Origin of the sequence: Pseudomonas sp. Root562, from assembly GCF_001427125.1 — a bacterium.
Classification (GTDB): domain Bacteria; phylum Pseudomonadota; class Gammaproteobacteria; order Pseudomonadales; family Pseudomonadaceae; genus Aquipseudomonas.
In genome coordinates this window covers 59,656-84,783 of sequence record NZ_LMGK01000009.1, presented here as the reverse complement: position 1 = coordinate 84,783, position 25,128 = coordinate 59,656, and the positions used below count along the sequence as shown (strand labels likewise).

The 25,128-nt window shown below is 59.8% G+C and carries 18 protein-coding genes and 4 tRNA genes; 16 read left to right on the top strand and 6 right to left on the bottom strand.

The window, feature by feature from the left end; all coding sequences use genetic code 11:
* Positions 1-329: 329 nt before the first annotated feature.
* Positions 330-1,526 (bottom strand): amino acid aminotransferase, encoded by a 1,197-nt coding sequence (locus ASD60_RS09345; RefSeq protein ID WP_056853725.1) that lies wholly within the window; start codon positions 1,524-1,526, stop codon positions 330-332.
* Positions 1,527-1,862: 336 nt separating this feature from the next.
* Between ASD60_RS09345 and uvrB the strand changes: the two genes are divergently transcribed.
* On the top strand, positions 1,863-3,878 hold the full coding sequence (gene uvrB / locus ASD60_RS09340; protein WP_056853724.1) for an excinuclease ABC subunit UvrB: 2,016 nt from the start codon (positions 1,863-1,865) through the stop codon (positions 3,876-3,878).
* A gap of 125 nt (positions 3,879-4,003) precedes the next feature.
* On the opposite strand, the gene ASD60_RS09335 is transcribed toward uvrB, so the two are convergent.
* Both ASD60_RS09335 and ASD60_RS09330 read right to left on the bottom strand, forming a co-directional pair.
* Positions 4,004-5,494, bottom strand: a complete 1,491-nt coding sequence (locus tag ASD60_RS09335; RefSeq protein WP_177336562.1) for an MDR family MFS transporter — start codon at positions 5,492-5,494, stop codon at positions 4,004-4,006.
* Between the two features lie 49 nt (positions 5,495-5,543).
* Complete coding sequence (locus tag ASD60_RS09330) at positions 5,544-6,632, bottom strand: HlyD family secretion protein (protein ID WP_056853722.1); 1,089 nt, start codon at positions 6,630-6,632, stop codon at positions 5,544-5,546.
* A gap of 220 nt (positions 6,633-6,852) precedes the next feature.
* Here ASD60_RS09330 and gltX point away from each other — a divergent pair, with 220 nt between their 5' ends.
* From gltX to ASD60_RS09280, 10 genes are all read left to right on the top strand, one after another.
* Entirely contained in the window at positions 6,853-8,334 is a 1,482-nt protein-coding gene (gene gltX, locus ASD60_RS09325) for a glutamate--tRNA ligase (protein ID WP_056853721.1), read from the top strand.
* Positions 8,335-8,535: 201 nt separating this feature from the next.
* A tRNA-Ala gene (locus ASD60_RS09320) sits at positions 8,536-8,611 on the top strand.
* Between the two features lie 79 nt (positions 8,612-8,690).
* Positions 8,691-8,766: transfer RNA gene (locus tag ASD60_RS09315), tRNA-Glu, on the top strand.
* A 53-nt stretch (positions 8,767-8,819) separates the two neighbouring features.
* Positions 8,820-8,895, top strand: a tRNA-Ala gene (locus tag ASD60_RS09310).
* An 80-nt stretch (positions 8,896-8,975) separates the two neighbouring features.
* Positions 8,976-9,051, top strand: a tRNA-Glu gene (locus tag ASD60_RS09305).
* 184 nt (positions 9,052-9,235) lie between these two features.
* Positions 9,236-9,775: a TetR/AcrR family transcriptional regulator gene (locus tag ASD60_RS09300; RefSeq protein WP_056853720.1), complete on the top strand. Its 540-nt coding sequence runs from the start codon at positions 9,236-9,238 to the stop codon at positions 9,773-9,775.
* A gap of 29 nt (positions 9,776-9,804) precedes the next feature.
* Positions 9,805-10,638, top strand: a complete 834-nt coding sequence (locus ASD60_RS09295) for an alpha/beta fold hydrolase (protein ID WP_056853719.1) — start codon at positions 9,805-9,807, stop codon at positions 10,636-10,638.
* A 48-nt stretch (positions 10,639-10,686) separates the two neighbouring features.
* Positions 10,687-11,124, top strand: a complete 438-nt coding sequence (locus ASD60_RS09290) for an acyl-CoA thioesterase (RefSeq protein WP_056853718.1) — start codon at positions 10,687-10,689, stop codon at positions 11,122-11,124.
* A 75-nt stretch (positions 11,125-11,199) separates the two neighbouring features.
* Positions 11,200-12,159, top strand: coding sequence for a tRNA dihydrouridine synthase (locus ASD60_RS09285; protein WP_056853717.1), 960 nt, complete (start codon positions 11,200-11,202; stop codon positions 12,157-12,159).
* A 132-nt stretch (positions 12,160-12,291) separates the two neighbouring features.
* Positions 12,292-12,738 (top strand): Hsp20 family protein, encoded by a 447-nt coding sequence (locus ASD60_RS09280; protein WP_056853716.1) that lies wholly within the window; start codon positions 12,292-12,294, stop codon positions 12,736-12,738.
* Between the two features lie 51 nt (positions 12,739-12,789).
* Here the strand turns inward: ASD60_RS09280 and ASD60_RS09275 are convergent, their stop codons facing one another.
* From ASD60_RS09275 to ASD60_RS09265, 3 genes are all read right to left on the bottom strand, one after another.
* Positions 12,790-15,066, bottom strand: a complete 2,277-nt coding sequence (locus tag ASD60_RS09275; protein WP_056853715.1) for a nitric-oxide reductase large subunit — start codon at positions 15,064-15,066, stop codon at positions 12,790-12,792.
* Positions 15,067-15,421: 355 nt separating this feature from the next.
* A complete protein-coding gene (locus ASD60_RS09270; RefSeq protein WP_056853714.1) occupies positions 15,422-18,700 on the bottom strand; it encodes a PAS domain S-box protein in 3,279 nt (1,092 codons plus the stop codon).
* A 66-nt stretch (positions 18,701-18,766) separates the two neighbouring features.
* A complete protein-coding gene (locus ASD60_RS09265) occupies positions 18,767-19,657 on the bottom strand; it encodes a LysR family transcriptional regulator (protein ID WP_056853713.1) in 891 nt (296 codons plus the stop codon).
* Positions 19,658-19,803: 146 nt separating this feature from the next.
* Here ASD60_RS09265 and leuC point away from each other — a divergent pair, with 146 nt between their 5' ends.
* The 5 genes from leuC to asd all read left to right on the top strand — a co-directional run bounded on the left by leuC (position 19,804) and on the right by asd (position 25,128).
* Complete coding sequence (leuC, locus tag ASD60_RS09260) at positions 19,804-21,222, top strand: 3-isopropylmalate dehydratase large subunit (RefSeq protein WP_056853712.1); 1,419 nt, start codon at positions 19,804-19,806, stop codon at positions 21,220-21,222.
* A 10-nt stretch (positions 21,223-21,232) separates the two neighbouring features.
* The gene (gene leuD / locus ASD60_RS09255; protein ID WP_056853711.1) at positions 21,233-21,877 is read left to right on the top strand and encodes a 3-isopropylmalate dehydratase small subunit; all 645 of its coding nucleotides are present in this window, start codon (positions 21,233-21,235) and stop codon (positions 21,875-21,877) included.
* A gap of 151 nt (positions 21,878-22,028) precedes the next feature.
* On the top strand, positions 22,029-22,796 hold the full coding sequence (locus ASD60_RS09250) for a class I SAM-dependent methyltransferase (protein ID WP_056853710.1): 768 nt from the start codon (positions 22,029-22,031) through the stop codon (positions 22,794-22,796).
* A gap of 68 nt (positions 22,797-22,864) precedes the next feature.
* Positions 22,865-23,947 (top strand): 3-isopropylmalate dehydrogenase, encoded by a 1,083-nt coding sequence (gene leuB / locus ASD60_RS09245; RefSeq protein WP_056853709.1) that lies wholly within the window; start codon positions 22,865-22,867, stop codon positions 23,945-23,947.
* A gap of 68 nt (positions 23,948-24,015) precedes the next feature.
* On the top strand, positions 24,016-25,128 hold the full coding sequence (gene asd / locus ASD60_RS09240) for an aspartate-semialdehyde dehydrogenase (protein WP_056853708.1): 1,113 nt from the start codon (positions 24,016-24,018) through the stop codon (positions 25,126-25,128).

The window sequence follows — 25,128 nt, the reverse complement described above, 5'->3', positions numbered from 1 at the left end:
CTACAGACAAGGTCAGGAGCAAATCCTGCCTTCAGGAGCGATCGGCCTCCCCCCAGAAACGCACTTGCTGTTGTATGAGTCCTTGAGCGTAACCTCTCTCTTTGGACTCAGGGTCAACATACAAGGAGCGAGCCTGCTCGCGATGAACCTGCGGACATCGCTGGGTGTCAGGTTGCCAGCGTTATCGTTGATACCCATCGCGAGCAGGCTCGCTCCTACAATTTACTTGGGTGGAGTTTAGAGGTCGCAGCCACCGCTTTGAGATTTATCTGCCACAAACAAAAAAACGGGAAGCCCAAAGGCTTCCCGTTTTCGTGTCACGGCGCGATTCAGATCACCTGAACAATCGCATCCGTTACAGCCTTGATGTTGCTCTGGTTCAACGCAGCTACGCAGATACGACCGGTGTCCAGGGCGTAGATGCCGAACTCGTTGCGCAGACGGTGAACCTGCTCAACGCTCAGGCCGGAGTAGGAAAACATGCCGCGCTGACGACCGACGAAGCTGAAATCGCGCTGTGGTGCGTTTTTCGCCAGGGTCTCGACCATCTGGGTGCGCATGCCGCGAATGCGCAGGCGCATTTCGGCCAGTTCGGCTTCCCACTGGGCGCGCAGTTCCGGGCTGTTCAACACGGCTGCAACGATGCTCGCACCATGGGTCGGCGGGTTGGAGTAGTTGGTACGGATCACGCGCTTGACTTGCGACAGCACGCGCGCGCTTTCTTCTTTCGATTCGCTGACGATCGACAGGGCACCCACGCGCTCGCCATACAGTGAGAACGATTTGGAGAACGAGCTGGAGACGAAGAAGGTCAGGCCCGATTCGGCAAACAGGCGCACGGCTGCGGCGTCTTCGTCGATGCCATCGCCAAAACCTTGGTAGGCCATATCGAGGAAAGGCACGTGGCCTTTGGCCTTGACCACTTCCAGGACGTTTTTCCAGTCCGCCGGGCTCAGGTCCACACCGGTCGGGTTGTGGCAGCAGGCGTGCAGCACAACGATCGAGCCGTTTGGCAGGGCGTTCAGGTCTTCCAGCAGGCCCACACGGTTCACGTCGTGGGTCGCGGCGTCGTAGTAACGGTAGTTCTGCACCGGGAAACCGGCGGTTTCGAACAGCGCGCGGTGGTTTTCCCAGCTCGGGTCGCTGATTGCCACGACGGCGTTCGGCAGCAGTTGCTTGAGGAAGTCGGCACCGATTTTCAGTGCACCGGTACCACCCACAGCCTGAGTGGTGATGACGCGACCGGCAGCGATCAGCGGCGAATCATTGCCGAACAGCAGTTTTTGCACAGCCTGGTCGTAGGCCGCGATGCCGTCGATGGGCAAGTAGCCCCGGGAAGCGTGTTGAGCGACGCGAATGGTTTCGGCTTCGACAACGGCGCGCAGGAGTGGAATTTTCCCCTCCTCGTTGCAATAAACACCGACTCCCAGGTTGACCTTGTTGGTACGGGTATCGGCGTTGAATGCTTCGTTGAGGCCCAGGATTGGATCGCGTGGTGCCATTTCGACAGCGGAGAACAGGCTCATTTTTGCGGCGGCTCTGAATGGAGAATGGAGGGACGTGTCGCGCTCCAGCCGAATGCACTAGAGCGGTGCACAAACGGGGAGCTAGTATAGAGGCCATCTGCGATCGATGGCGACAGACGAATCGGCTTTTACGTTAAGTTTTTCCGATTATTTTTCGACCGTTAGTCGATTGGTGTCGTCCAAAGCATTACGCGATGTAGGACGTTTGCCTTGAAAGCGACGGCAATCGGCTCCACATTGAGCGCAATCCAGTTTTTTCCTCGGGCGACATCGGTCGTTTGCGGTCTTTCTCGTTCGTGCCGGTTTTGCCGGCAAGCGTGATCCCAGAGGTTTTACATGTCTGAATTCCAGCTAGTCACCCGTTTCGAACCTGCCGGCGATCAGCCTGAAGCCATTCGCCTGATGGTCGAGGGCATCGAAGCCGGGTTGGCGCACCAGACATTGCTCGGTGTGACTGGTTCGGGCAAGACCTTCAGTATCGCCAACGTAATCGCGCAGGTGCAGCGTCCGACGCTGGTGCTGGCGCCGAACAAGACCCTGGCGGCGCAGTTGTACGGCGAGTTCAAGGCGTTCTTCCCGAACAATGCCGTGGAGTACTTCGTTTCCTATTACGACTACTACCAGCCCGAGGCTTACGTACCATCGTCGGACACCTTCATCGAGAAAGACGCCTCGATCAACGACCACATCGAACAGATGCGTCTGTCCGCGACCAAGGCGTTGCTGGAGCGCAAGGACGCGATCATCGTCACCACGGTGTCGTGCATCTACGGTCTGGGCAGCCCGGAAACCTATCTGAAAATGGTGCTGCATGTGGATCGCGGCGATCGGCTCGATCAGCGCGAATTGCTGCGACGCCTCGCTGACTTGCAATACACCCGCAATGACATGGATTTCGCCCGTGCGACCTTCCGCGTACGTGGCGACGTGATCGATATCCACCCGGCGGAATCGGATTTCGAAGCGATCCGCATCGAGCTGTTTGACGACGAGGTCGAAAGCCTGTCGGCGTTCGATCCGCTGACCGGCGAAGTGATCCGCAAACTGCCGCGCTTCACCTTCTATCCGAAAAGCCACTACGTGACGCCAAGGGAAACCCTGATGGGCGCGGTGGAAGGCATCAAGGTCGAATTGAAGGAGCGCCTGGAATACCTGCGCTCCAACAACAAACTGGTGGAAGCCCAGCGCCTGGAGCAACGCACCCGATTCGACCTGGAGATGATCCTCGAATTGGGTTACTGCAATGGCATCGAAAACTACTCGCGCTATCTGTCCGGCCGTGAAGCCGGCGCGCCACCACCGACCCTCTACGATTACCTGCCGGCCGATGCCTTGCTGGTGATCGACGAATCCCACGTCAGCGTGCCGCAAGTTGGCGCGATGTATAAGGGTGACCGCTCGCGTAAAGAAACACTGGTGGAATACGGTTTTCGCCTGCCATCGGCGCTGGACAACCGGCCGATGCGTTTCGATGAATGGGAGGCCATCAGCCCGCAGACGATCTTCGTCTCGGCGACCCCGGGCAATTATGAAGCCGAGCACGCCGGGCGCGTCATCGACATGGTGGTGCGGCCGACCGGGTTGGTGGATCCGCAAATTGAAATCCGCCCGGCACTGACTCAGGTCGATGACTTGCTCTCGGAAATCACCAAGCGCGTTGCCCTGGAAGAGCGCGTGCTGGTCACCACGCTGACCAAGCGCATGGCCGAAGACTTGACCGACTACCTGGCCGATCATGGCGTGCGCGTGCGCTACCTGCACTCGGACATCGACACCGTAGAGCGGGTCGAAATCATCCGTGATCTGCGCCTGGGCACTTTTGACGTGCTGGTGGGGATCAACCTGCTGCGCGAAGGTCTGGACATGCCTGAGGTGTCGCTGGTGGCGATTCTCGACGCCGACAAGGAAGGATTCCTGCGTTCCGAGCGCTCGCTGATCCAGACCATCGGTCGGGCAGCGCGTAACCTCAACGGTCGGGCGATTTTGTATGCCGACCGGATTACCGGGTCCATGGAGCGGGCGATCGGGGAAACCGAACGTCGTCGCGACAAGCAGATCGCCTTCAACCTGGCGCATGGCATCACGCCCAAAGGCGTGTTCAAGGATGTCGCCGACATCATGGAAGGCGCCACCGTGCCAGGTTCGCGCAGCAAAAAGCGCAAGGGCATGGCCAAGGCGGCCGAAGAAAACGCCAGATACGAGGCGGAATTGCGTACACCAGGGGAGATCGCCAAGCGCATCAAGGCTCTGGAAGAGAAAATGTATGCATTGGCGCGTGATCTGGAATTCGAAGCCGCGGCGCAGATGCGCGATGAAATTGGCAAGTTGCGGGAGCGCTTGATTACCGTTTGAGTTTCTTTGTGGTGTCTGTACAGGCCCCTTCGCGGGCAAGCCTCGCTCCTACAGGTTTGTGTCGTCCTGTGGGCGCCGCAAGAACTGTAGGTGCGAGGCTTGCCCGCGAAGGCCGCGCCTCGATCTCAATGCGCCTCGCCAGCCTTCAACCCCTCGGGTAATTTCCGGGTCAGCAACACCGCCAGCATGCTGATTCCCAGCGCAATCCCGACAAAGTGAAACGCATCGTTGTACGCCATGATCGACGCCTGCTGATGGGCGATCTCACTGAGCTTGCCCAGCGCCGCAGCCTCGCTGCCAAACCGGTCTGTCAGTGACGCCAACCGCTCCGCCACTTGCGGGTTGGTCGGCACTATCGCCTCGCGCAAGTAATCAAAATAGGTCTTGGTCCTGGCATCCAGCAGCGTGGCGAGGAGGGCGATGCCAATGGCCCCGCCGAGATTGCGCAGGATGTTGAACAGGCTCGACGCGGACCCGGCGTCCTGCGGAAGAATGTAGGCAGTGGCGATCAGCGAAATGGTGACCATGATCAATGGCTGGCCCAGGGCGCGGATGATCTGGATCTGATTGAACTGCGGCCCGGCGAAATCCGGATTCAATACGCCTGAAGAGAAGCTCGCCAGGCCGAACAAACCGAAACCCAGCGTGCACAGCCATTTCGGCGAGACGTATTTCATCAGCTTGGGCACCAGCGGAATCAGAAACAGTTGCGGCACACCCATCCACATGATCACTTCACCGATCTGCAGTGCGTTGTAGTTCTGGATCTGCGCCAGGTACAGCGGCAACAGGTAGATCGAGCCATACAGGCCAACCCCCATCCCGATACTGGAAATGCTCGATAAGCCGAAATTGCGATTGCCGAGGATACCGAGGTTGATCAGCGGATTGGGTTTGGAAAACTGCACGATCACAAAGGTGATCAGACTGATCAGGGCGATGCTGCCCAGCGTCACGATCAGATCCGACTCAAGCCAGTCCTTGCGATGGCCTTCTTCCAGAAACACCTGCAGACAGCCCAGTCCCACACCCAGTGTGACAATGCCGGCGTAGTCGGTGCTTTTCAGCAGTTCCCAATGCGCTTCTTTCTTTTCCAGGCCGTACATCAAGCCGGCAATCATGATCAGTCCGGGCGGAATGTTGATGTAGAAGATGTATTCCCAACCCCAATTCTCTGTCAGCCAACCGCCAAGCGTCGGGCCGATGGAGGGCGCGAAGGTGGCGGTCATGGCGAACATGGCCATGCCTTTGGCGCGGTGATGCTCCGGGAGTTTGATCAGTGTGAGAGTGAAGGCCAGCGGAATCAGCGCGCCACCGGTGAACCCCTGCAGGGCGCGGAAGACAATCATGCTTTCCAGGCTCCACGCCATGGAGCACAGCAGGGAAGCGACCAGGAAACCGAGGGACACCCACACCGCCAGACGCCGCGCCGAAAGCAACTGCACGAGCCAGGCGGTGAGCGGGATCATGATGATTTCCGCCACCAGGTACGAGGTGGAAATCCACGAGCCTTCTTCCAGGGTGGCCGACAGTGCACCCTGAATGTCCTTGAGCGACGAGTTGGTGATCTGGATGTCCAGCACCGCCATGAACGCGCCGAGCATCACGCTCATCACCGCAATCCAGTCCCGCCGCGTCGGTTCCCCGACCGGGCGGATCAGTTGATCACCGGCCATCGTCAGCGGCGTCTTTGCTGCTCAAGCTGGCGCTGACGTGTTCCGGGGTGTCCTTGATGTTCACCTTGGCGGTGACCGACATGCCCGGGCGAATCTTGCCGCGCAGCGGATTGTCGACGGCGAACGTCAGCTTGACCGGGATCCGCTGTACGACTTTGGTGAAGTTGCCCGTGGCATTGTCCGGTGGCAACAGGCTGAACTGTGCGCCCGAGGCCGCGAACAGGCTGTCGACCCGCGCTTCGATCGGCGTGTCACCGTAGGCATCGAAGATCAGTTCGGCTTTCTGCCCGGGCTGCATGTGGCCAATCTGGGTTTCCTTGAAATTGGCCTGAATCCAGATGTCTTCATCCGGCACGATCGACAGCAGGTAAGCGCCGGCCTGCACATATTGGCCATTGCGCGCGGCACGCTGGCCGATCAGGCCGCTGATGGGCGCGTGAATGTCGCTGCGGGTCAGGTTCAGTTCGGCCTGGGCCAGGTCGGTCCTGGCGTTGGCGATCTGTGCGTCGAGGCGTTTGATTTCGGCGTTCAGTGCGTTGATCTGCTGGCGCTGACCCTGGGCGTCCGCTTGGGCCTTGGCCAGTTGCGAGCGGGCAATGTGGTTGTCGGCGGAGAGGGTGGTCACGCGCTCTTCCGAGACATAACCCGGTTTGCGCAAGGTTTCGGCGCGGTTCAGGTCAATCTGCGAGCGGCCGAGGCTGGCTTGGCTGGAGGCGACTTGCGCATCGCTGGCGGCGATCAGGCTGGCTTGCTGGGTCAGCTTGCTCTGGGCTTGCAGGCGTTCGGCTTGCCGGGTGGCGAGGGTCGCGTTGGCGCGGTCGACAGCGAGGCGGAAGTCATCGCCTTCGAGGCGGATCAGTAGTTGGCCTTTCTCGACGTGCTGGTTGTCCTGCACCAGCACTTGATCGATGCGCGCGCCCAATTGGCTCGACACACGGGTGATTTCGCCCTGCACATAGGCGTTGTCAGTGCTTTCATAAAACCGTCCCTTGAAGAACCACTGGGCAAAGAAACCCCCGGCAATCAGCAGGACGATCAGCAGGAAAATGGAAAGGCGACGCTTGAGTTGGGCAGGCATGGGGCAAACTGTAGTCGAGAATATGTAAGAAAAGTTATCAGCAGGTGAATCTGGCATACAGCCGATAAACGGTAAATGGCGGTGGCTGATATTCGGCCATTCACCGCACCGTACCGGCGTTGTAGTCGCAACCTTGGCTTAAATGCCCTGTTCGCTGGAGCGGGACGGGTGTCGCCTGTTACCATTCGCCCTTTGTTTGATCTTCTTTTCGAGACTTGCCATGACCACCGTCCGCACGCGCATCGCGCCATCGCCTACCGGGGACCCCCATGTAGGTACCGCTTACATCGCATTGTTCAATTACTGCTTTGCCAAGCAGCATGGCGGTGAGTTCATCCTGCGGATCGAAGACACCGACCAGTTGCGCTCGACCCGCGAGTCCGAACAGCAGATTTTCGACGCCCTGCGCTGGCTGGGGATCGACTGGAGCGAAGGCCCGGACGTCGGCGGCCCGCACGGTCCATACCGGCAAAGCGAGCGCGGTGATATTTATCAGAAGTATTGCCAGCAACTGGTCGACATGGGCCATGCCTTCCCGTGCTTCTGCACCGCCGAAGAGCTGGACCAGATGCGCGCCGAGCAGATGGCGCGTGGCGAAACCCCGCGTTACGACGGCCGTGCACTGTTGCTGTCCAAAGAAGAAGTGGCGCGCCGCCTCGCTGCCGGCGAGCCGCATGTGATCCGCATGAAGGTGCCGAGCGAAGGCGTCTGCGTGGTGCCGGACATGCTGCGTGGCGACGTTGAAATCCCGTGGGACCGCATGGACATGCAGGTCCTGATGAAGACCGACGGCTTGCCGACGTACTTCCTGGCCAACGTGGTCGACGATCACCTGATGGGCATCACCCACGTACTGCGCGGCGAAGAGTGGCTGCCGTCGGCTCCGAAGCTGATCCTGCTTTACGAATACTTCGGCTGGGAACAACCGGAGCTGTGCTACATGCCGCTGCTGCGTAACCCGGACAAGAGCAAGCTGTCCAAGCGCAAGAACCCGACTTCGGTGACTTTCTACGAGCGCATGGGCTTCATGCCTGAGGCAATGCTCAACTATCTGGGACGCATGGGCTGGTCGATGCCTGACGAGCGTGAAAAGTTCTCGTTGCAGGAGATGGTCGACAATTTCGATCTGAAGCGCGTTTCCCTTGGCGGGCCGATTTTCGACATCGAAAAATTGTCGTGGCTAAACGGCCAATGGCTGCGTGACCTGCCGGTGGAAGAGTTCGCCGCGCGCGTGCAGAAGTGGGCATTCAACTCCGAATACATGATGAAGATTGCCCCGCACGTGCAGGGCCGGGTTGAAACCTTCAGTCAAGTCGCACCGCTGGCGGGGTTCTTCTTTGCCGGTGGTGTCAACCCGGATGCCAAACTGTTTGAATCGAAAAAGCTGTCGGGTGATCAGGTTCGGCAGTTGATGCAGTTGATCCTCTGGAAGCTCGAAAGTCTGCGTCAGTGGGAGAAGGACAACATCACCGCGACCATTCAGGCCGTGGTCGAGTCCCTGGAGCTGAAGCTGCGTGACGCCATGCCGCTGATGTTCGCTGCGATTACCGGTCAGGCCAGTTCGGTATCGGTGCTCGATGCGATGGAAATCCTCGGACCTGACCTGACCCGTTTCCGTCTGCGCCAGGCCATTGACCTGCTCGGTGGCGTGTCGAAGAAAGAAAACAAGGAGTGGGAAAAGCTCTTGGGCGCTATTGCCTGATTGCGTTTGACTCTGCAGGGGCTGCCGAAGGCCGCGATCTTTTGATCCAGATCTTCGGCGCTTCCCCCGGATTTTCGGGGGGAGGGCGGTAAGTGGTTGTTATGTCGGCAAAAAATTTTAATTTTTTTGAAAAATAAGTTTGACAGGCTTCCGATACGCCCTTAAGATTCGCCCCGTCCTCAGCGATGACATCAACGATGAGGGGCTATAGCTCAGCTGGGAGAGCGCTTGCATGGCATGCAAGAGGTCGACGGTTCGATCCCGTCTAGCTCCACCAATTTACACTTCAAGGCCTGGCCACACCGGTCTTGAAGCGATCAACACTCAGCGTTGATCAGTTGTATAGAAGGGTTTGCGTCCCCTTCGTCTAGTGGCCTAGGACACCGCCCTTTCACGGCGGTAACAGGGGTTCGAGTCCCCTAGGGGACGCCAGTTTCACAGAAGTGATGTTGAAAGATGTCACTCCGCCGCGAGGCGAAAAATCCGGGGCTATAGCTCAGCTGGGAGAGCGCCTGCATGGCATGCAGGAGGTCAGCGGTTCGATCCCGCTTAGCTCCACCAATTTTACAGTTCAAGGTCTGGCCACACCGGCCTTGAATCGATCAGCTCTCAGCACTGATCAGTTGTATAGAAGGGTTTGTGTCCCCTTCGTCTAGTGGCCTAGGACACCGCCCTTTCACGGCGGTAACAGGGGTTCGAGTCCCCTAGGGGACGCCACGATTACCCGCTCTGCGGGATTTTATAAGGGTCATTCAATTATTGAATGGCCCTTTTGTTTGTCTGGCGTTTGGCCAAATCTCCCCAATTCTTTCAAACTGTTCTTCAGACCAGCGGTCACATCCACCACTTGCAGAATATTATTATGAGAATAATATTCTAATCGTAATATTCGGAGGCAACGATGAACGATAAAAAAGCTCAAACCCGCGAACGCATTCTCAAGGCCGCCAGTGCAGCGCTGATTCAGCGTGGCCCGGCCGAACCGAGCGTGGGTGAAGTGATGGGGGCGGCCGGTCTGACGGTTGGCGGCTTCTATGCGCACTTCGAAAGCAAGGACGCAATGATGCTGGAGGCGTTCAAGCAGTTGCTCGGTCATCGCCGAGGCCTGATTGCCGATATGGATGCCGAATTGACCGGTGAAGAGCGTCGCGCGTTGGTGGCGGCGTTTTATCTGTCGCGCAAACACCGGGACTCGTCGGAATCGGCGTGCCCGATCCCGGCGTCCGTCGGTGAGCTGGGGCGACTGCCGGAAGCATTTCGAATCGCCCTGAATGAACACGTGGAAATGATGGTCGCGCAGTTGGCGGCCAGCCCGGAAGACACCGACAAGGCCCTGGCTGATATGGCGTTGATGGTGGGAGGTCTGGCTCTGGCGCGGGCGCTGGGGCCGGGAGAGTTGTCCGATCGTTTACTTCGCGCCGCCAAATCAGCGGTGCTGTGACCTGAAGGCTGCGGCCTGGGGAGAATGCGATGAGCACGTTGAAGTGGGTTCGTGGCGTGAATGGCACCTTGGGTTGGTTTGCACCGAAACTGGTGGCAAGCAAGATGCGACTGGCGTTCATGACGCCAAGGGATTTGCCGCCCCGTGATTGGGAGCTTCCGCTGCTGGCGAGGTCCGAGCGGATTACCTTGCGGTTTGGCCTGTCGGCGTTGCGTTGGGGGCAAGGCCCAGCGGTATTGCTGATGCACGGCTGGGAAGGGCGGCCGACACAGTTCGCCAGTTTGATTACTGCGCTGGTCGACGCCGGTTACTCGGTGGTCGCCCTGGATGGTCCGGCCCACGGTCGCTCACCCGGCAGTGAAGCGAACGTCGTGTTGTTCGCCCGCGCCATGCTGGAAGCGGCCGCCGAGCTGCCGCCGTTGCAGGCCGTCATCGGGCATTCAATGGGCGGCGCCAGTGCCATGCTTGCGGTGCAACTGGGCTTGCGCACCGAAACGCTGGTCACCATTGGCGCTCCGGCTCGCATTCTTGGCGTGTTGCGCGGATTTGCCCGGTATGTGGGCCTGCCGCCCAAAGCCCGTTCGGCGTTTATTCGCCAAGTCGAGAAAGATGTCGGGATGCGCGCTGCGATGCTGGATGTCGCCCACTATCAACTCGACATGCCTGGCCTGATCGTTCACGCCGAAGACGACGACTTTGTCTCGGTCAGGGAGTCGCAGCTGATCCACGAAGCCTGGTTCGACAGTCGCTTGCTGCGCTTGCCGGAGGGCGGTCATCAGCGAGTGCTGGCCGACCCTCGGGTGATTGATGGCGTGTTATCACTGCTGGCCGGTCGCAGCCTGCAATCGCGCCAATCGGCCTGAGCTTCCGTTACACTGCCCCGGTCGAAATAATCTGACCGGGAGTGGGGCATGGGCTGGGATCGGGCAACGCCGTTCATCATTGATTTGCAAGTGGGCGCCGAGGACATTGACGGTTTGGGCCACGCCAATAATGCGGTGTACGTGACCTGGCTCGAACGCTGTGCCTGGCGCCATTCCCAGCGCCTTGGTCTGGATCTGGTCGAATACCGTCGCCTGGACCGGGCCATGGCAGTGGTACGGCACGAAATTGATTACCTGGCTGCCGCCTATGAAGGTGATGAGTTGCAATTGGCGACCTGGATCGTCGATTGGGATCAGCGCCTCAAAATGACCCGGCATTTCCAGCTCAAGCGTCCAAGTGACAATTCGACCTTGTTGCGGGCGCAAACCACCTTCGTCTGCATTGAGCTGTCCAGCGGCAAGCCCAAGCGCATGCCGGCCGAGTTCATCGAAGGCTATGGCCCGGCCTTACAGGTCCTGATTTGACAAGACTGTGTGGCAAGTCTTTCGCTCGATAATCCAGTAAACTGCCGCACGTTTTTTCGTTGAGTGTGTTTTTTCATGCAAATTGCTTTGGCGCCCATGGAGGGGTTGGTCGACGACATCCTGCGCGACGTGCTGACCCGAGTGGGTGGCATCGATTGGTGTGTGACCGAGTTCATTCGGGTCAACGATCAGTTGCTCACGCCGGCCTATTTCCACAAGTTCGGCCCAGAGCTGCTCAACGGCGCCCGCACGGCCTCCGGTGTACCGCTGCGTGTGCAACTGCTCGGTTCCGACCCTGTATGCCTGGCGGAAAACGCCGCACTGGCCTGTGAGCTGGGTTCCGAGGTGATCGACCTGAACTTTGGTTGCCCGGCCAAGACCGTGAACAAATCCCGTGGCGGTGCGGTGCTGCTCAAAGAGCCCGAGCTTCTGAACCGGATCGTCGAGCATGTCCGTCGTGCCGTTCCGGCGCACATTCCTGTTACCGCGAAAATGCGCCTGGGTTTCGACAGCCCGGACGGCTCGCTGGTTTGCGCCACGGCGCTGGCCGAAGGCGGGGCGGAACACATCGTGGTGCATGCCCGGACCAAAGTGGATGGCTACAAGCCGCCAGCGCACTGGGAGTGGATTCCGCGGGTGCAGGACGTGGTCAAGGTGCCGGTGTTCGCCAACGGTGATATCTGGAGCGTCGACGACTGGCGCCGTTGCCGCGAAATCAGCGGTGTGGAAGACATCATGCTCGGTCGGGGTCTGGTTTCGCGTCCCGATCTGGCCAGGCAAATCGCCGCCGCACGAGCGGGTGAAGAGATCGTGGAAATGACCTGGACCGAGCTGTTGCCGTTGATCCAGGATTTCTGGTTGCAAGCCAAGGCGCAGATGACGGCTCGGCAATCCCCGGGCCGCTTGAAGCAATGGCTGGCGATGTTGACGCGCAATTATCCCGAGGCTGTCGAGCTGTTCACGGTGCTGCGTCGTGAGACCGAACTCGATAACGTATCGCGCTTGCTGGGTTTGCCGGTGGCCGAAGCGGCCTGAAGCTCTTTATTAAAAAAGCAGAAAATGCGCTCTTGAAAAGCAATCAGTGGTCCCTATGTATGGGTTACGCGATGCCGAATTCGGGTCGCGGAGACACAAAACCTTGCTGATTGTTTTCAGGAGATTTGAATTATGACTACTGCATTTTCCCTGGCGCCTCTGTTCCGTTCCTCGGTTGGCTTCGACCGTTTCAACGACCTGTTTGAAACCGCCCTGCGTAACGAGCCAGGCAGCAGCTATCCACCCTACAATGTGGAAAAACACGGCGACGACCAATACCGCATCGTCGTGGCCGCGGCGGGTTTCCAGGAAGAAGACCTGGAGCTGCAAGTCGAGAAGGGTGTGCTGACCATCAGTGGCGGCAAACGTGACGGCAACGAAGGCGTGACCTTCCTGCACCAAGGCATCGCCCAGCGGGCCTTCAAATTGTCGTTCCGTCTGGCGGACCACATCGAGATCAAATCCGCTGGCCTGAGCAACGGTCTGTTGAGCATCGACTTGCTGCGGGTAGTGCCAGAAGAGGCGAAAGCCAAGCGTATCCCGATCAACGGGACGCAAAAACCGGCTCTGCAACACTAATCCAGAGCAACAGGAAAGGGCGCCAACGGCGCCCTTTTTACTGCCTGCAATTTAACGTTGGCCCTTGACTGCCGCTGCTTCGATTCCACGGGGATGGCGCGACGAAAACAGCAAGCCGCCAGCGATCTGCCAGATCAGCGCAAACGCGCCGACCAGAAACACGACATCGCCGAACGTACGCACCCAACGCAGGGTTTGCAGCAGGTCTTGCTGCATGAACGCTTCGCTCCGGGCGTACCACAGCCCTTGGCTGGCGCTGGCGTAAAACTGCAGGATGCCAATCGGCAACAGGCTGGTAACGATCATCAGCATCAGCCCGCCGTTGAGCCACCAGAAACCGGTGTTCATCAGTCGATCGTTGAACTGCAGGTTCGGTCGCAGGTAACGCAGGATCAGCAGGCTGAAGCCCAGTGCCAACGAGCCATAAACCCCGAACAACGCCGCATGGGCATGCAGCGGCGTGGTGTTCAGGCCCTGAATGTAATACAGCGCAATCGGCGGGTTGATCAGGAAGCCGAACACCCCGGCACCGAGCATGTTCCAGAACGCGGTGGCGATGAAGAACTGCAACGGCCAGCGCAGCCGGGCCATCCACGGCGCGCGTTCCTTCAGGCGCCAGTTTTCCCAGGCTTCATGTCCGAGCAAAATCAGCGGTACCACTTCCAGGGCGCTGAAGGTTGCGCCGACCGCCATCACCGGCGTAGTGGTCCCGGCGAAGTAGATGTGGTGGAACGTACCGGGTACACCACCGAGCATGAACAGTGAGGCCGAGCCGAGGGTGGCGGTGGTGGCCAGGCGTTTCGAGACCAGTCCCATGCTGGTGAAAATGAAGGCCAGGGCGGTGGTGGCGAACACTTCGAAGAAGCCTTCGACCCACAGGTGCACGACCCACCAGCGCCAGTACTCCATGACCGACAGATGGGTGCGCTCACCATAGAACAGGCCAGCGCCATAGAACAGACCGATCGCCACCACCGACGCGGCCAGCAGAGCCAACAGGTTTTTATCGCCCGGCTGACGCAAGGCGGGCACCATTGCGCGCAACATCAGCACCAGCCAGAACACGATCCCGGCGAACTTGGCGATCTGCCACAGACGGCCCAGATCAACGTATTCGTAACCCTGGTGCCCCAGCCAGAAGCTCCATTGCGCCGGCATCAATTGGGCGATGGCGAGGAAGTTGCCGGCATAGGAACCCACGACCACCAACACCAGCGCCCAAAACAGCACGTCCACTCCGAGCTTCTGCCATTTGGGGTCTTTGCCGCCATTGATGAACGGCGCCAGAAACAGCCCCGCCGCGAGGAAACCAGTGGCGATCCAGAACATAGCACTTTGCAAATGCCAGGTTCGGGTCAGTGAGTACGGAAACCATTTCGACAGCGGCAGTCCGTAGAAATCCTGGCCTTCGACTGTGTAGTGCGCGGTCGCGCCACCCATCAGCACCTGAAAACCGAACAGCGCTCCGACCAGCAACAGGTATTTGCCCAGGGCTTTTTGCGAAGGCGTGAGTCTGATCAGGCTCAGCGGGTCCTGGGCCGGGACCTTGGGTTGGCCTTCGTCGTGGTTGCGCAAAAACGCCCAGCCCCAGACCAGAAAACCGATACCCGCCAGCAGTACGACGATGCTGACGATGGACCAGACCATGTTTTCGGCGGTCGGGTGGTTGTCGATCAGCGGCTCGTGGGGCCAGTTGTTGGTGAATGTCGCGCTTTGGCCTTCGCGCTCGGTGGCGGCAGCCCAGGCCGTCCAGAAGAAAAAGCGCGTGAGCTGCTGGCGCCGGGCGCTATCGGGCAGGGTGTTTTCTTTCATGGCAAAGCTTTCGCGGCTGTGATGCAGCGCCGGGTCATTGCCGAAAAGGGCATGGTAATACTCGGCGGTGTGCGCGATGGCCTGGATGCGGCGATCGCTGAGCACCAGTGTGCCGTCAACCAGTCGATTGCCGCGGTATTCGCGTTTGAGTTGATGACGCAGCAGCGCCTGCTGATCATCATCGATTTGCTGGTAAGGCTTGCCATAATTCTGCTGCGCCGCCAGGTCGAGCCAGGTGAGCAGTTCGCGGTGCAGCCAGTCGGCGGTCCAGTCCGGCGCCTGATAGGCACCATGGCCCCAGATCGAGCCCAGCTGCATGCCACCGATGCCCTGCCAGGCCGTCTGGCCGTCGAGGATGTCGCTGGCACGAAACAGGGTTTTGCCCTCGACGCTTTGTACAGTTTCCGGGATCGGTGGCGCCTGCCGGTAAATCTCGTGGCCGAACCAGCCGAGCAGGCAGAAGGTCACGCCGAGGACGCCAATCAGCGACCACCATAATTTGCGGTATTCACCCATGGATCACCTTTATGTCAAAAAAAAGCGCCCGCATAACGAGTATGCGGGCGCAGAAAACCCGGCCGTGTGATCGGGAAGAGACGCCGGGGTGTTGCTTCGGGAAAATGATCGGTTGTCGCGATCATTTGACTAGCGGTGCAGGACGTTTGTCCGCGGACCGAATGCGTGGGATCAATGTACGGCGCACACCGGTGCGGCGTCTCTCCTACACAGGTTCAGTGGGGTGATGTATTGGTTTTAACCATTCATACAGAGGTATGAAAGCGTGCAGAGCACTGTAGGAGCATGGCTTGCCCGCGATGACACCCATGAAATCGCCATCGCGGGCAAGCCATGCTCCTACGAGAAAGAGGTGTTACCTGAGCAGTTTTTGAAACTCTTCAACCGGCAACGGCTGGCTATGCAAATACCCCTGATAAAAGTGGCAGCCCAATCCCTGCAGAAACGCCAATTGCTCAGCGGTTTCCACGCCTTCGGCGATCACCTTCAATTCCAGGCTGCGGGCCATGGCGACGATGGCGCGGATGATCTCGGCGTCGTTGGGGTCGGTGGTGGCGTCGCGGATGAACGACTGGTCGATTTTCAGGGTGTCGACCGGCAGGCGCTTGAGATAGGTCAGAGATGAATAACCGGTGCCGAAGTCGTCCATGGCGAAACTGACGCCGAGTTTTTTCAGGCGACGCATTTTGCTGATGGTGTCTTCCAGGTTCTGGATGACGATGCCTTCGGTGATTTCCAGTTTCAAAAGCGAGCAAGGCAGGCCGTAGCGGGTGAGGCTTTCTTCGACGCGCTCAACGAAATCGGCCTGGCGGAACTGCCGTGGGCTGATGTTCACGCACAGACTGAAATCGAGCGGGTCCACCAGGCCGTTGGCGATCATCAGTCGGCAAGCCTGGCAGGCTTCGTCGAGAATCCAGGTGCCGACCTCGAGGATCAATCCGCTGTCCTCCAGCACCTTGATGAACTCTGCGGGCGATTGCGCACCAAGCTCCGGATGGTTCCAGCGCACCAGTGCTTCAGCGCCGACGATGCGGTTGTCGCGGGCATCGAGTTGCGGCTGGTAATGCACGCGAAATTCACCGCGGGACAGCGCCAGGCGCAGGTCGGTTTCCATGCGCAGGCGCTCGCTTGCGGCCTTCTGCATGGTGTTGTGATACATCTGCGCGGTGTTGCGCCCCGAATCCTTGGCGCGGTAAAGGGCGATGTCGGCGCGTTTGAGCAGGTCGGTGGGCGTGGAGCCGTGGTCGGGAATCAGCGCTATGCCGATGCTCGGCGTCACTTGCAGGCGCTGGCCGTCGAGGAACATCGGTTCCGACAGCAATTCGCGCAAGGTGTCGGCCAGTTGCCGCACCTGGGCGCTGACGTCGTTGCGCGAGCCTTCAAGACCGCTGAGCAACACCACGAATTCATCGCCGCCCAGCCGCGCGACGGTGTCTTCCATGCGCACACTGGCTTCCAGGCGTGCGGTGATGATCTTCAGCACGGTATCGCCCACCGGATGGCCGAGGGAATCGTTGATGTGCTTGAAGTGGTCGAGGTCGAGGAACATCAGCGCGCCACGCAAATTGTGGCGTTTGAGCAGGGCAATCTGCTGGCTGAGCCGATCCATCAGCAAGGCGCGGTTGGGCAGGTTGGTCAGCGGGTCGTGGTAGGCCAGGTGACGGATCTGCGCCTCGGCGTTTTTCAGCAAGCTGACGTCCCGTGCGGTCAGCAGCAGGCACGCGGTTTCGTTGAGAGTGATCGGTTCCACCGAGACCTCGACGGTGAGCAACTCGCCGCGCTTGTTGCGTCCGAGCATTTCCTGGTGATGCACCCGACCCTTGATCTGCAACTCGGCCAACAACGCCGAACGTTGTTTCTCTTCGGCCCAGATTCCCACCTGATACACCGTGCGGCCAATGACCTCGTCGGCGCGGTAACCGGTCAGGCGGCAGAAACCGTCGTTGACCTCCAGGTAGCGCCCGGTGTCGCGCTCGGTGATGGTGATGGCATCGGGGCTGGAGTGAAACGCCTTGGCGAATTTCTCTTCGCTGGCCTTGAGCGCCGCCTCCGAGCGCTGTTGCTGGGTGATGTCGCGCAGGGTGGTAACGATGCACGGCTGGTCACCGACGCTGATCTGCCGGCTGGAAATTACACAGGTCAGGGTTTGTCCGTTTTTGTGCTGGACGACAATCGCTACGTTACTCAGGCCTTGTTCGCGAATCACCTGTTCGATCCGCTGCAAACTTTTTGCCGAGGCGTCCCACAGGCCTATTTCATCGGCGCTGCGTCCGATCACATCGGCGGTGGTCCAGCCGAAGGTCTGGGTGAAGCTGGAGTTGATCTCGATGAATTGTCCGGTGTCCTGGCGGGTCACGCAGATCGGGTCCGGACTGACCTGGAACAGCGTGGCGAATTTCTCCTCGGAGGCCACCAGTCGTTGTTCGCGTTCGACCTGATCGGTGATGTCGAGCAGGGTGCCGGCCATGCGCAGTGGCAGGCCGTTTTCATCGCGGTAGAGGCGGGCGCGGCTTTCCAGGTAACGCGAGCTGCCATCCGGCAGTTGCACGCGATAGGTCAGCTGATAGTTGCCGGCCGGGCCTTCGCGCAGGCTGCGATAGGCGTCACGCATGGTGTCGCGTTCTTCGCCCGGCACGCCTTCGAAGAACTCGTCGAAGGATTCATGGAAGGGCTTGGCGTCCAGGCCGTGCAACTGTGCGGCGCGGGCCGAACCGTAAAGCATGCCGCTGGGAATGTGCCAGTCCCAGGTGCCGAGTTGCGCAGAGTCCAGCGCCAGGTCGAGGCGCTCCTGGCTGTCCTTCAACGCGTGTTCGGCGGCTTTGCGGTCGGTGGTGTCGAGGAACGTGCTCAGCAAATAGGGCTGGCCTTCGAGTTCGACCTTTTGCGCGCTGAGGATGCCGTCATGAATCTGCCCGTTGCTGGCGCGAAATTGCACCTCCATGCTGGTCAACTCGCCTTTGGCCTTGGTGGCCTTGACCAACTCCGCCCGTTGTTCGGGGTGCACCCACAGGCCCAGTTCCAGTGTGGTGCGGCCGATCGCATCTTGCACCGGCCAGCCGAACAGGCTTTCGAAATATTGATTGGCTTCGGTGATCAAACCGTCTTCCTGGCGGGTCAGCAGGACCATGTTCGGGCACAGGTGAAACAGTGTGGCGAAACGTTTTTCCGAGCTGCTCAGCGCCTGTTCGCGCTGGCGCTGGTGGGTGATCTCGCGGATCACGCCGATCATCCGGGGCCGGCCGTGTTTGTCCGGCAACAGGCTGCCGTTGATTTCCAGCCAATGCAGGCTGCCGTCGGGCCAGCGAATGCGGTGGTGCATCGCCTGTTCCAGCGGTGCGCCGGCAATCACCGCGTGGAAGGCGCGCACGGTTTTTGCCCGGTCTTCGGGCGGCAGCAAATCGAGGTATTCGAGGTCTTCCGGCAGCGGTTGCCGGGGATCGAAGCCAAACAGCGCCTGGGTACCCCGCGACCAACTGATCTGTCCCCGTTCGATGTCCCAATACCAGGCACCCAAACGCGCGCCGTTCAGGGCTGCCAGTAATTGCGGGGCACTTTCCCAGCTCTGCTCGGAGCGTTTGGGGTCAAGTGCCTGGATACGCGGCATCGGCGGAACACGGTCAACAGATTTCGGCATTGGCAAGCCTTAGGCTGAATTGAACATAGGGCACGGGATTTCGCGGCTCTATAGGAGTAGCACAAGTTAGCCGTGAGTCCCTGGCAGATCGATCTGAGCATCCAGCAAGGCCATGAAGGCCCGTGCCGCATTCGACAACGTCCGTTCTGTGTGCAGGATATAGCCTAGCTGGCGAGACAGTTGTATGCCCGGCAAAGGTATCCGCGCAACTTGATCGTCGAGCATTGTGCGTGGCAGCACGCTCCAGGCCAGGCCGATCGACACCATCATCTTGATGGTTTCCAGGTAGTTGGTGCTCATGGCGATGTTCGGCGTCAGGCCCTGGGCTTCGAACAGACGCTGGACGATGTGGTGGGTGAAGGTGTTTCCCCCGGGGAAAACCGCCGGGTGCCGGGCGATATCCGCCAGGTTGACTGCGCCATTGTTGAGCAGCGAATGCTCCGGGGCGACCACGAAGTCCAGCGGGTCATCCCACACCGGCGTGGCCTTGACCAGCCCATGGGGCTCCGGTGCGAGGGTAATAACCGCCAGTTCGGCACGGCCATGGAGGATTTCTTCGTAGGCCACTTCGGAATCGAGAAACTGAATATCCAATGCCACTGCGGGATAGCGCCGGGTGAACTCCCTTAATAAGGGAGGCAAACGGTGCAGGCCGATGTGGTGACTGGTGGCGAGGGTCAGACGACCGGTCACCTCGCCTGTGAGATTGGTCAGGGCGCGGCGCGTATCATCGAGGACATTCAATATCTGGTAAGCCCGCGGCAGCAGGGCGCGACCGGCCTCGGTCAACCCGACCTCGCGGCCCAGCCGGTCGAACAGGCGCACCTTCAGTTGTTGCTCGAGCCCGGCGATGCGCTTGCTGATCGCCGGTTGCGTCAGGTGCAGCCGTTCTCCCGCGCCGGAGAAGCTACCTGTCTCGGCAATGGCAATAAAGGCATTAAGGTTGGCCAGGTCCATGGTCGCATTCCAGTTGGTTATCCAAAGCATAAAAAATATGAATTTGAGTTATTTAATGTAACCCCATAGGATCAGCCTCACAAGCCAAAGGGTTATTGAAATCTCAAAGCCCGGGGCATAGAAACAAGCTGATGAGGAAACGTCTGATGGCCGGCAAAACGCTCTACGACAAGCTCTGGGATTCGCATTTGGTCAAGCAGCGCGACGATGGCTCTGCGCTGATCTACATCGATCGTCACATCATCCACGAAGTGACCTCGCCGCAAGCCTTCGAAGGCCTGCGTCTGGCCGGGCGCAAGCCATGGCGCATCGATGCCAACATCGCGACCCCGGACCATAACGTACCGACCACTCCGGAGCGCAAGGGCGGCATCGAAGCCATTGCCGACCAGGTCTCGCGTTTGCAGGTTCAGACCCTCGACGACAACTGCGATGAATACGGCATCGTCGAGTTCAAGATGAACGACGTCCGCCAAGGCATCGTCCACGTCATCGGCCCTGAGCAGGGCGCAACCTTGCCGGGCATGACCGTGGTCTGCGGCGACTCCCATACCTCGACCCACGGCGCGTTCGGCGCTCTGGCCCACGGTATCGGCACGTCTGAGGTCGAGCACGTGCTTGCCACTCAGTGCCTGGTCGCCAAGAAAATGAAAAACATGCTGGTGCGTGTCGAAGGGCAATTGCCGTTCGGCGTGACCGCCAAGGACATCGTCCTTGCCGTCATCGGCAAGATCGGCACCGCGGGCGGTAACGGTCACGCCATCGAATTCGCCGGCAGCGCGATTCGCGACCTGTCCGTCGAAGGCCGCATGACCATTTGCAACATGTCCATCGAGGCCGGCGCTCGTGTAGGCCTGGTGGCCGCCGACGAAAAAACCGTGGCCTACGTCAAGGGCCGTCCGTTCGCTCCGAAAGGCGCGGAATGGGACTTGGCCGTCGAAGCCTGGAAAGACCTGGTGTCTGACGCCGATGCCAAGTTCGACACCGTCGTCGAACTCGATGCAACCCGGATCAAGCCGCAAGTCAGCTGGGGCACTTCGCCCGAGATGGTGCTGGCCGTGGATCAGAACGTGCCGGACCCTGCGAAGGAAATGGACCTGGTCAAGCGTGGTTCCATCGAACGCGCCTTGAAGTACATGGGTTTAACCGCCAATCAGGCGATCACCGACATTCAGCTCGACCGCGTATTCATCGGCTCCTGCACCAACTCGCGCATCGAAGATTTGCGCGCTGCGGCCGTGATCGCCAAGGGCCGCAAGGTGGCTTCGACCATCAAGCAGGCCATCGTGGTGCCGGGCTCGGGTCTGGTGAAGGCGCAGGCTGAATCGGAAGGCCTGGACAAGATTTTCCTCGACGCCGGTTTCGAATGGCGCGAGCCGGGTTGCTCGATGTGCCTGGCGATGAACCCGGACCGTTTGGAAAGTGGCGAGCATTGCGCCTCGACTTCCAACCGTAACTTCGAAGGCCGTCAGGGTGCCGGTGGTCGTACTCACCTGGTCAGCCCGGCCATGGCCGCCGCCGCCGCTGTGAACGGTCGTTTCGTCGACGTCCGTGAATTGATCTAAGGAGCGCAGCATGAAAGCTTTTACCCAGCACACTGGACTTGTCGCGCCTCTGGATCGTGCCAACGTCGATACCGACCAGATCATTCCGAAGCAATTTCTGAAGTCGATCAAACGCACCGGTTTCGGTCCGAACCTGTTCGATGAATGGCGTTATCTGGATGTGGGCCAACCGTATCAGGACAACTCCAAGCGTCCGCTGAACAAGGACTTCGTGCTCAATGCCGAGCGTTACCAAGGCGCCAGCGTGTTGTTGGCCCGCGAGAACTTCGGTTGCGGCTCCAGTCGTGAACACGCGCCGTGGGCGCTGGAAGAGTACGGTTTCCGCAGCATCATCGCGCCAAGCTACGCCGACATTTTCTTCAACAACAGCTTCAAGAACGGCTTGCTGCCGATCATCTTGAGCGATGCCGAAGTCGATGAACTGTTCAAGCAGGTCGAAGCCGAACCGGGTTATCAGTTGCAGATCGATCTGCAAGCCCAGACCGTGACCCGCCCGGATGGCAAGGTGTTGAGTTTCGAAATCGACGCGTTCCGCAAACACTGCCTGCTCAACGGCCTGGACGATATCGGCCTGACCTTGCAGGACGGCGATGCGATTGCAACGTTTGAAGCCAAACACCGTGTGAGCCAGCCGTGGTTGTTCCGCGACGCTTGATCCGAAATCGATGTAGCCAGGGCCGGCCTCATCGCGAGCAAGCTCAGCTCCTACAGGTTTTGTGAGCGCCACAGACTTGTAGGAGCAAAGCTTGCTCGCGATGACGACGGCCCAGGCACTACAAGACTAGACCCCGAAAAAGGAAGTCCCCATGACCAGCACCGCCCAGCACAGTCAGGTAGTCCAGAAGCAATTCGGTGAACAGGCCGCCGCCTACCTGAGCAGCGCCGTCCACGCTCAAGGCACTGAATTTGCGCTGCTACAGGCCGAGCTGGTGGGGCAGGGCGATGCCCGGGTGCTGGATCTGGGCTGCGGCGCCGGCCACGTCAGTTTTCACGTCGCTTCGCTGGTGAAAGAAGTGGTGGCCTACGACCTGTCGCAGCAGATGCTCGACGTGGTCGCTGCCGCTGCCGTCGATCGTGGCTTGAGCAACGTGATCACGGTTAACGGCGCCGCCGAACGCTTGCCGTTTGCCGATGGCGAGTTCGACTTCGTGTTCAGCCGTTATTCGGCGCACCACTGGAGCGATCTTGGCCTGGCCTTGCGCGAAGTGCGCCGGGTATTGAAACCGGGTGGCGTGGCGGCGTTCGTCGACGTGTTGTCACCGGGCAGCCCGTTGTTCGACACTTACCTGCAAAGCGTCGAAGTGCTGCGCGACACCAGCCATGTGCGCGATTATTCTGCTGGCGAGTGGTTGCGGCAGGTCAGCGAGGCGGGGTTGCATACCCGCAGCACTAGTCGTCAGCGGCTACGTCTGGAATACAACAGCTGGGTCGAGCGCATGCGTACACCTGAAGTGATGCGCGCGGCGATCCGCGAATTGCAGCAATCGATGGGCAACGAAGTACGCGAATATTTTCAGATTGAGGCCGATGGTTCGTTCAGCACCGATGTGCTGGTGCTGATGGCTGAACGATAAGCGTCGAACGTAAGCATTTTTCCGGGCGCGCCGGTTGATGTCGCGCCGACAGAAGACATGAGGAAAGCATGAGCAAGCAGATTCTGATTCTCCCAGGCGACGGTATTGGCCCGGAAATCATGGCCGAAGCGGTCAAAGTGCTGGAATTGGCCAGCGACAAGTTCGACCTGGGCTTCGAGCTGAGCCATGACGTGATCGGTGGCGCGGCCATCGACAAACACGGCGTGCCGCTGGCCGACGAAACCCTGGAGCGTGCCCGCGCAGCCGATGCCGTGCTGCTGGGCGCCGTTGGCGGCCCAAAATGGGATGCCATCGAGCGTGACATCCGCCCTGAGCGTGGTCTGCTGAAAATCCGTGCGCAATTGGGCCTGTTCGGTAACCTGCGCCCGGCGATCCTGTACCCGCAATTGGCCGAGGCCTCCAGCCTGAAGCCGGAAATCGTTGCCGGCCTGGACATCCTGATCGTTCGCGAGCTGACCGGCGGCATCTACTTCGGCGCGCCACGCGGCACCCGCACCCTGGAAAACGGCGAGCGTCAGTCCTACGACACCCTGCCGTACAGTGAAAGCGAAATACGCCGCATCGCCCGCGTCGGCTTCGACATGGCCATGGTGCGTGGCAAGAAGCTGTGCTCGGTGGACAAGGCCAACGTATTGGCGTCCAGCCAACTGTGGCGTGAAATTGTCGAGGAAGTGGCCAAGGATTACCCTGAAGTCGAACTGAGCCACATGTACGTCGACAACGCCGCCATGCAGTTGGTGCGTGCGCCCAAGCAGTTCGATGTGATCGTCACCGACAACATGTTCGGCGACATTCTGTCCGACCAGGCGTCGATGCTCACCGGTTCCATCGGTATGCTGCCTTCGGCGTCCCTGGACACCAACAACAAAGGCATGTACGAGCCGTGCCACGGTTCGGCGCCGGACATCGCGGGCAAAGGCATTGCCAACCCGCTGGCGACCATTTTGTCGGTTTCGATGATGCTGCGTTACAGCTTCAACCAGCAGGCCGCGGCCGATGCCATCGAACAAGCCGTCAGCCTGGTGCTGGATCAGGGTTTGCGCACGGGCGACATCTGGTCGGCCGGTTGCACTAAAGTCGGGACGCAGGAAATGGGTGACGCAGTAGTCGCCGCGCTGCGGAATCTGTAATCTCTCGGGCCCGCTGCCCATTTCACCCCCGAAAGCAGCGGCCCACATTTCAAGAAGGTGTAGTTGCGATGAAACGTGTAGGTCTGATCGGTTGGCGCGGTATGGTCGGTTCCGTGCTCATGCAGCGGATGCTGGAAGAGCAGGATTTCGATCTTATCGAGCCGGTGTTTTTCACCACTTCCAATGTCGGTGGCCAAGGCCCGTCCGTGGGCAAGGACATTGCTCCGCTCAAGGACGCTTACAGCATTGAAGAGCTGAAAACCCTCGACGTGATTCTGACCTGCCAGGGTGGCGACTACACCAGCGAAGTCTTCCCGAAACTGCGCGAAGCCGGCTGGCAGGGTTACTGGATCGACGCCGCTTCCAGCCTGCGCATGCAGGATGACGCGGTCATCGTACTGGACCCGGTCAACCGCAAGGTCATCGACCAGCAGCTGGACGCGGGTACCAAGAACTACATCGGCGGCAACTGCACCGTCAGCCTGATGCTGATGGGCCTGGGTGGCCTGTTCGAAGCCGGTCTGGTCGAGTGGATGAGCGCCATGACTTACCAGGCGGCTTCCGGTGCCGGCGCACAGAACATGCGTGAGCTGATCAAGCAGATGGGCGCAACCCACGCCGCTGTCGCTGATCAACTGGCCGATCCGGCCAGCGCGATCCTCGATATCGACCGTCGAGTGGCCGAAGCCATGCGCAGCGACGCGTACCCGACCGAAAACTTCGGCGTACCGTTGGCCGGCAGCCTGATTCCGTGGATCGACAAGGAACTGCCAAACGGTCAAAGTCGCGAAGAGTGGAAAGCCCAGGCCGAGACCAACAAGATCCTCGGTCGCTTCAAGAGCCCGATCCCGGTGGATGGCATCTGCGTGCGCATCGGCGCCATGCGCTGCCACAGCCAGGCGTTGACCATCAAGCTGAACAAAGACGTGCCGATTGCTGATATCGAAGGTCTGATCAGCCAGCACAACCCATGGGTCAAGCTGGTGCCGAACAACCGCGATGCGAGCATCCAGGAGCTGAGCCCGAACAAGGTCACCGGCACCCTGAACATTCCGGTTGGCCGTCTGCGCAAGCTGAACATGGGCTCGCAGTTCGTCGGCGCGTTCACCGTTGGCGACCAACTGCTGTGGGGCGCGGCCGAGCCGCTGCGTCGCATGTTGCGGATTCTGCTTGAGCGTTGA

Bases quoted from the DNA above. Each gene is read 5' to 3' on its own strand.
- ASD60_RS09285 (WP_056853717.1), top strand. From the start codon at position 11,200: ATGCAAATTGCTTTGGCGCCCATGGAGGGGTTGGTCGACGACATCCTG.
- ASD60_RS09300 (WP_056853720.1), top strand. From the start codon at position 9,236: ATGAACGATAAAAAAGCTCAAACCCGCGAACGCATTCTCAAGGCCGCC.
- ASD60_RS09290 (WP_056853718.1), top strand. From the start codon at position 10,687: ATGGGCTGGGATCGGGCAACGCCGTTCATCATTGATTTGCAAGTGGGC.
- uvrB (WP_056853724.1), top strand. From the start codon at position 1,863: ATGTCTGAATTCCAGCTAGTCACCCGTTTCGAACCTGCCGGCGATCAG.
- ASD60_RS09280 (WP_056853716.1), top strand. From the start codon at position 12,292: ATGACTACTGCATTTTCCCTGGCGCCTCTGTTCCGTTCCTCGGTTGGC.
- ASD60_RS09275 (WP_056853715.1), bottom strand. From the start codon at position 15,066: ATGGGTGAATACCGCAAATTATGGTGGTCGCTGATTGGCGTCCTCGGC.
- ASD60_RS09265 (WP_056853713.1), bottom strand. From the start codon at position 19,657: ATGGACCTGGCCAACCTTAATGCCTTTATTGCCATTGCCGAGACAGGT.
- ASD60_RS09250 (WP_056853710.1), top strand. From the start codon at position 22,029: ATGACCAGCACCGCCCAGCACAGTCAGGTAGTCCAGAAGCAATTCGGT.
- ASD60_RS09330 (WP_056853722.1), bottom strand. From the start codon at position 6,632: ATGCCTGCCCAACTCAAGCGTCGCCTTTCCATTTTCCTGCTGATCGTC.
- gltX (WP_056853721.1), top strand. From the start codon at position 6,853: ATGACCACCGTCCGCACGCGCATCGCGCCATCGCCTACCGGGGACCCC.
- ASD60_RS09270 (WP_056853714.1), bottom strand. From the start codon at position 18,700: ATGCCGAAATCTGTTGACCGTGTTCCGCCGATGCCGCGTATCCAGGCA.
- ASD60_RS09295 (WP_056853719.1), top strand. From the start codon at position 9,805: ATGAGCACGTTGAAGTGGGTTCGTGGCGTGAATGGCACCTTGGGTTGG.
- ASD60_RS09345 (WP_056853725.1), bottom strand. From the start codon at position 1,526: ATGAGCCTGTTCTCCGCTGTCGAAATGGCACCACGCGATCCAATCCTG.
- leuC (WP_056853712.1), top strand. From the start codon at position 19,804: ATGGCCGGCAAAACGCTCTACGACAAGCTCTGGGATTCGCATTTGGTC.
- asd (WP_056853708.1), top strand. From the start codon at position 24,016: ATGAAACGTGTAGGTCTGATCGGTTGGCGCGGTATGGTCGGTTCCGTG.
- leuB (WP_056853709.1), top strand. From the start codon at position 22,865: ATGAGCAAGCAGATTCTGATTCTCCCAGGCGACGGTATTGGCCCGGAA.
- leuD (WP_056853711.1), top strand. From the start codon at position 21,233: ATGAAAGCTTTTACCCAGCACACTGGACTTGTCGCGCCTCTGGATCGT.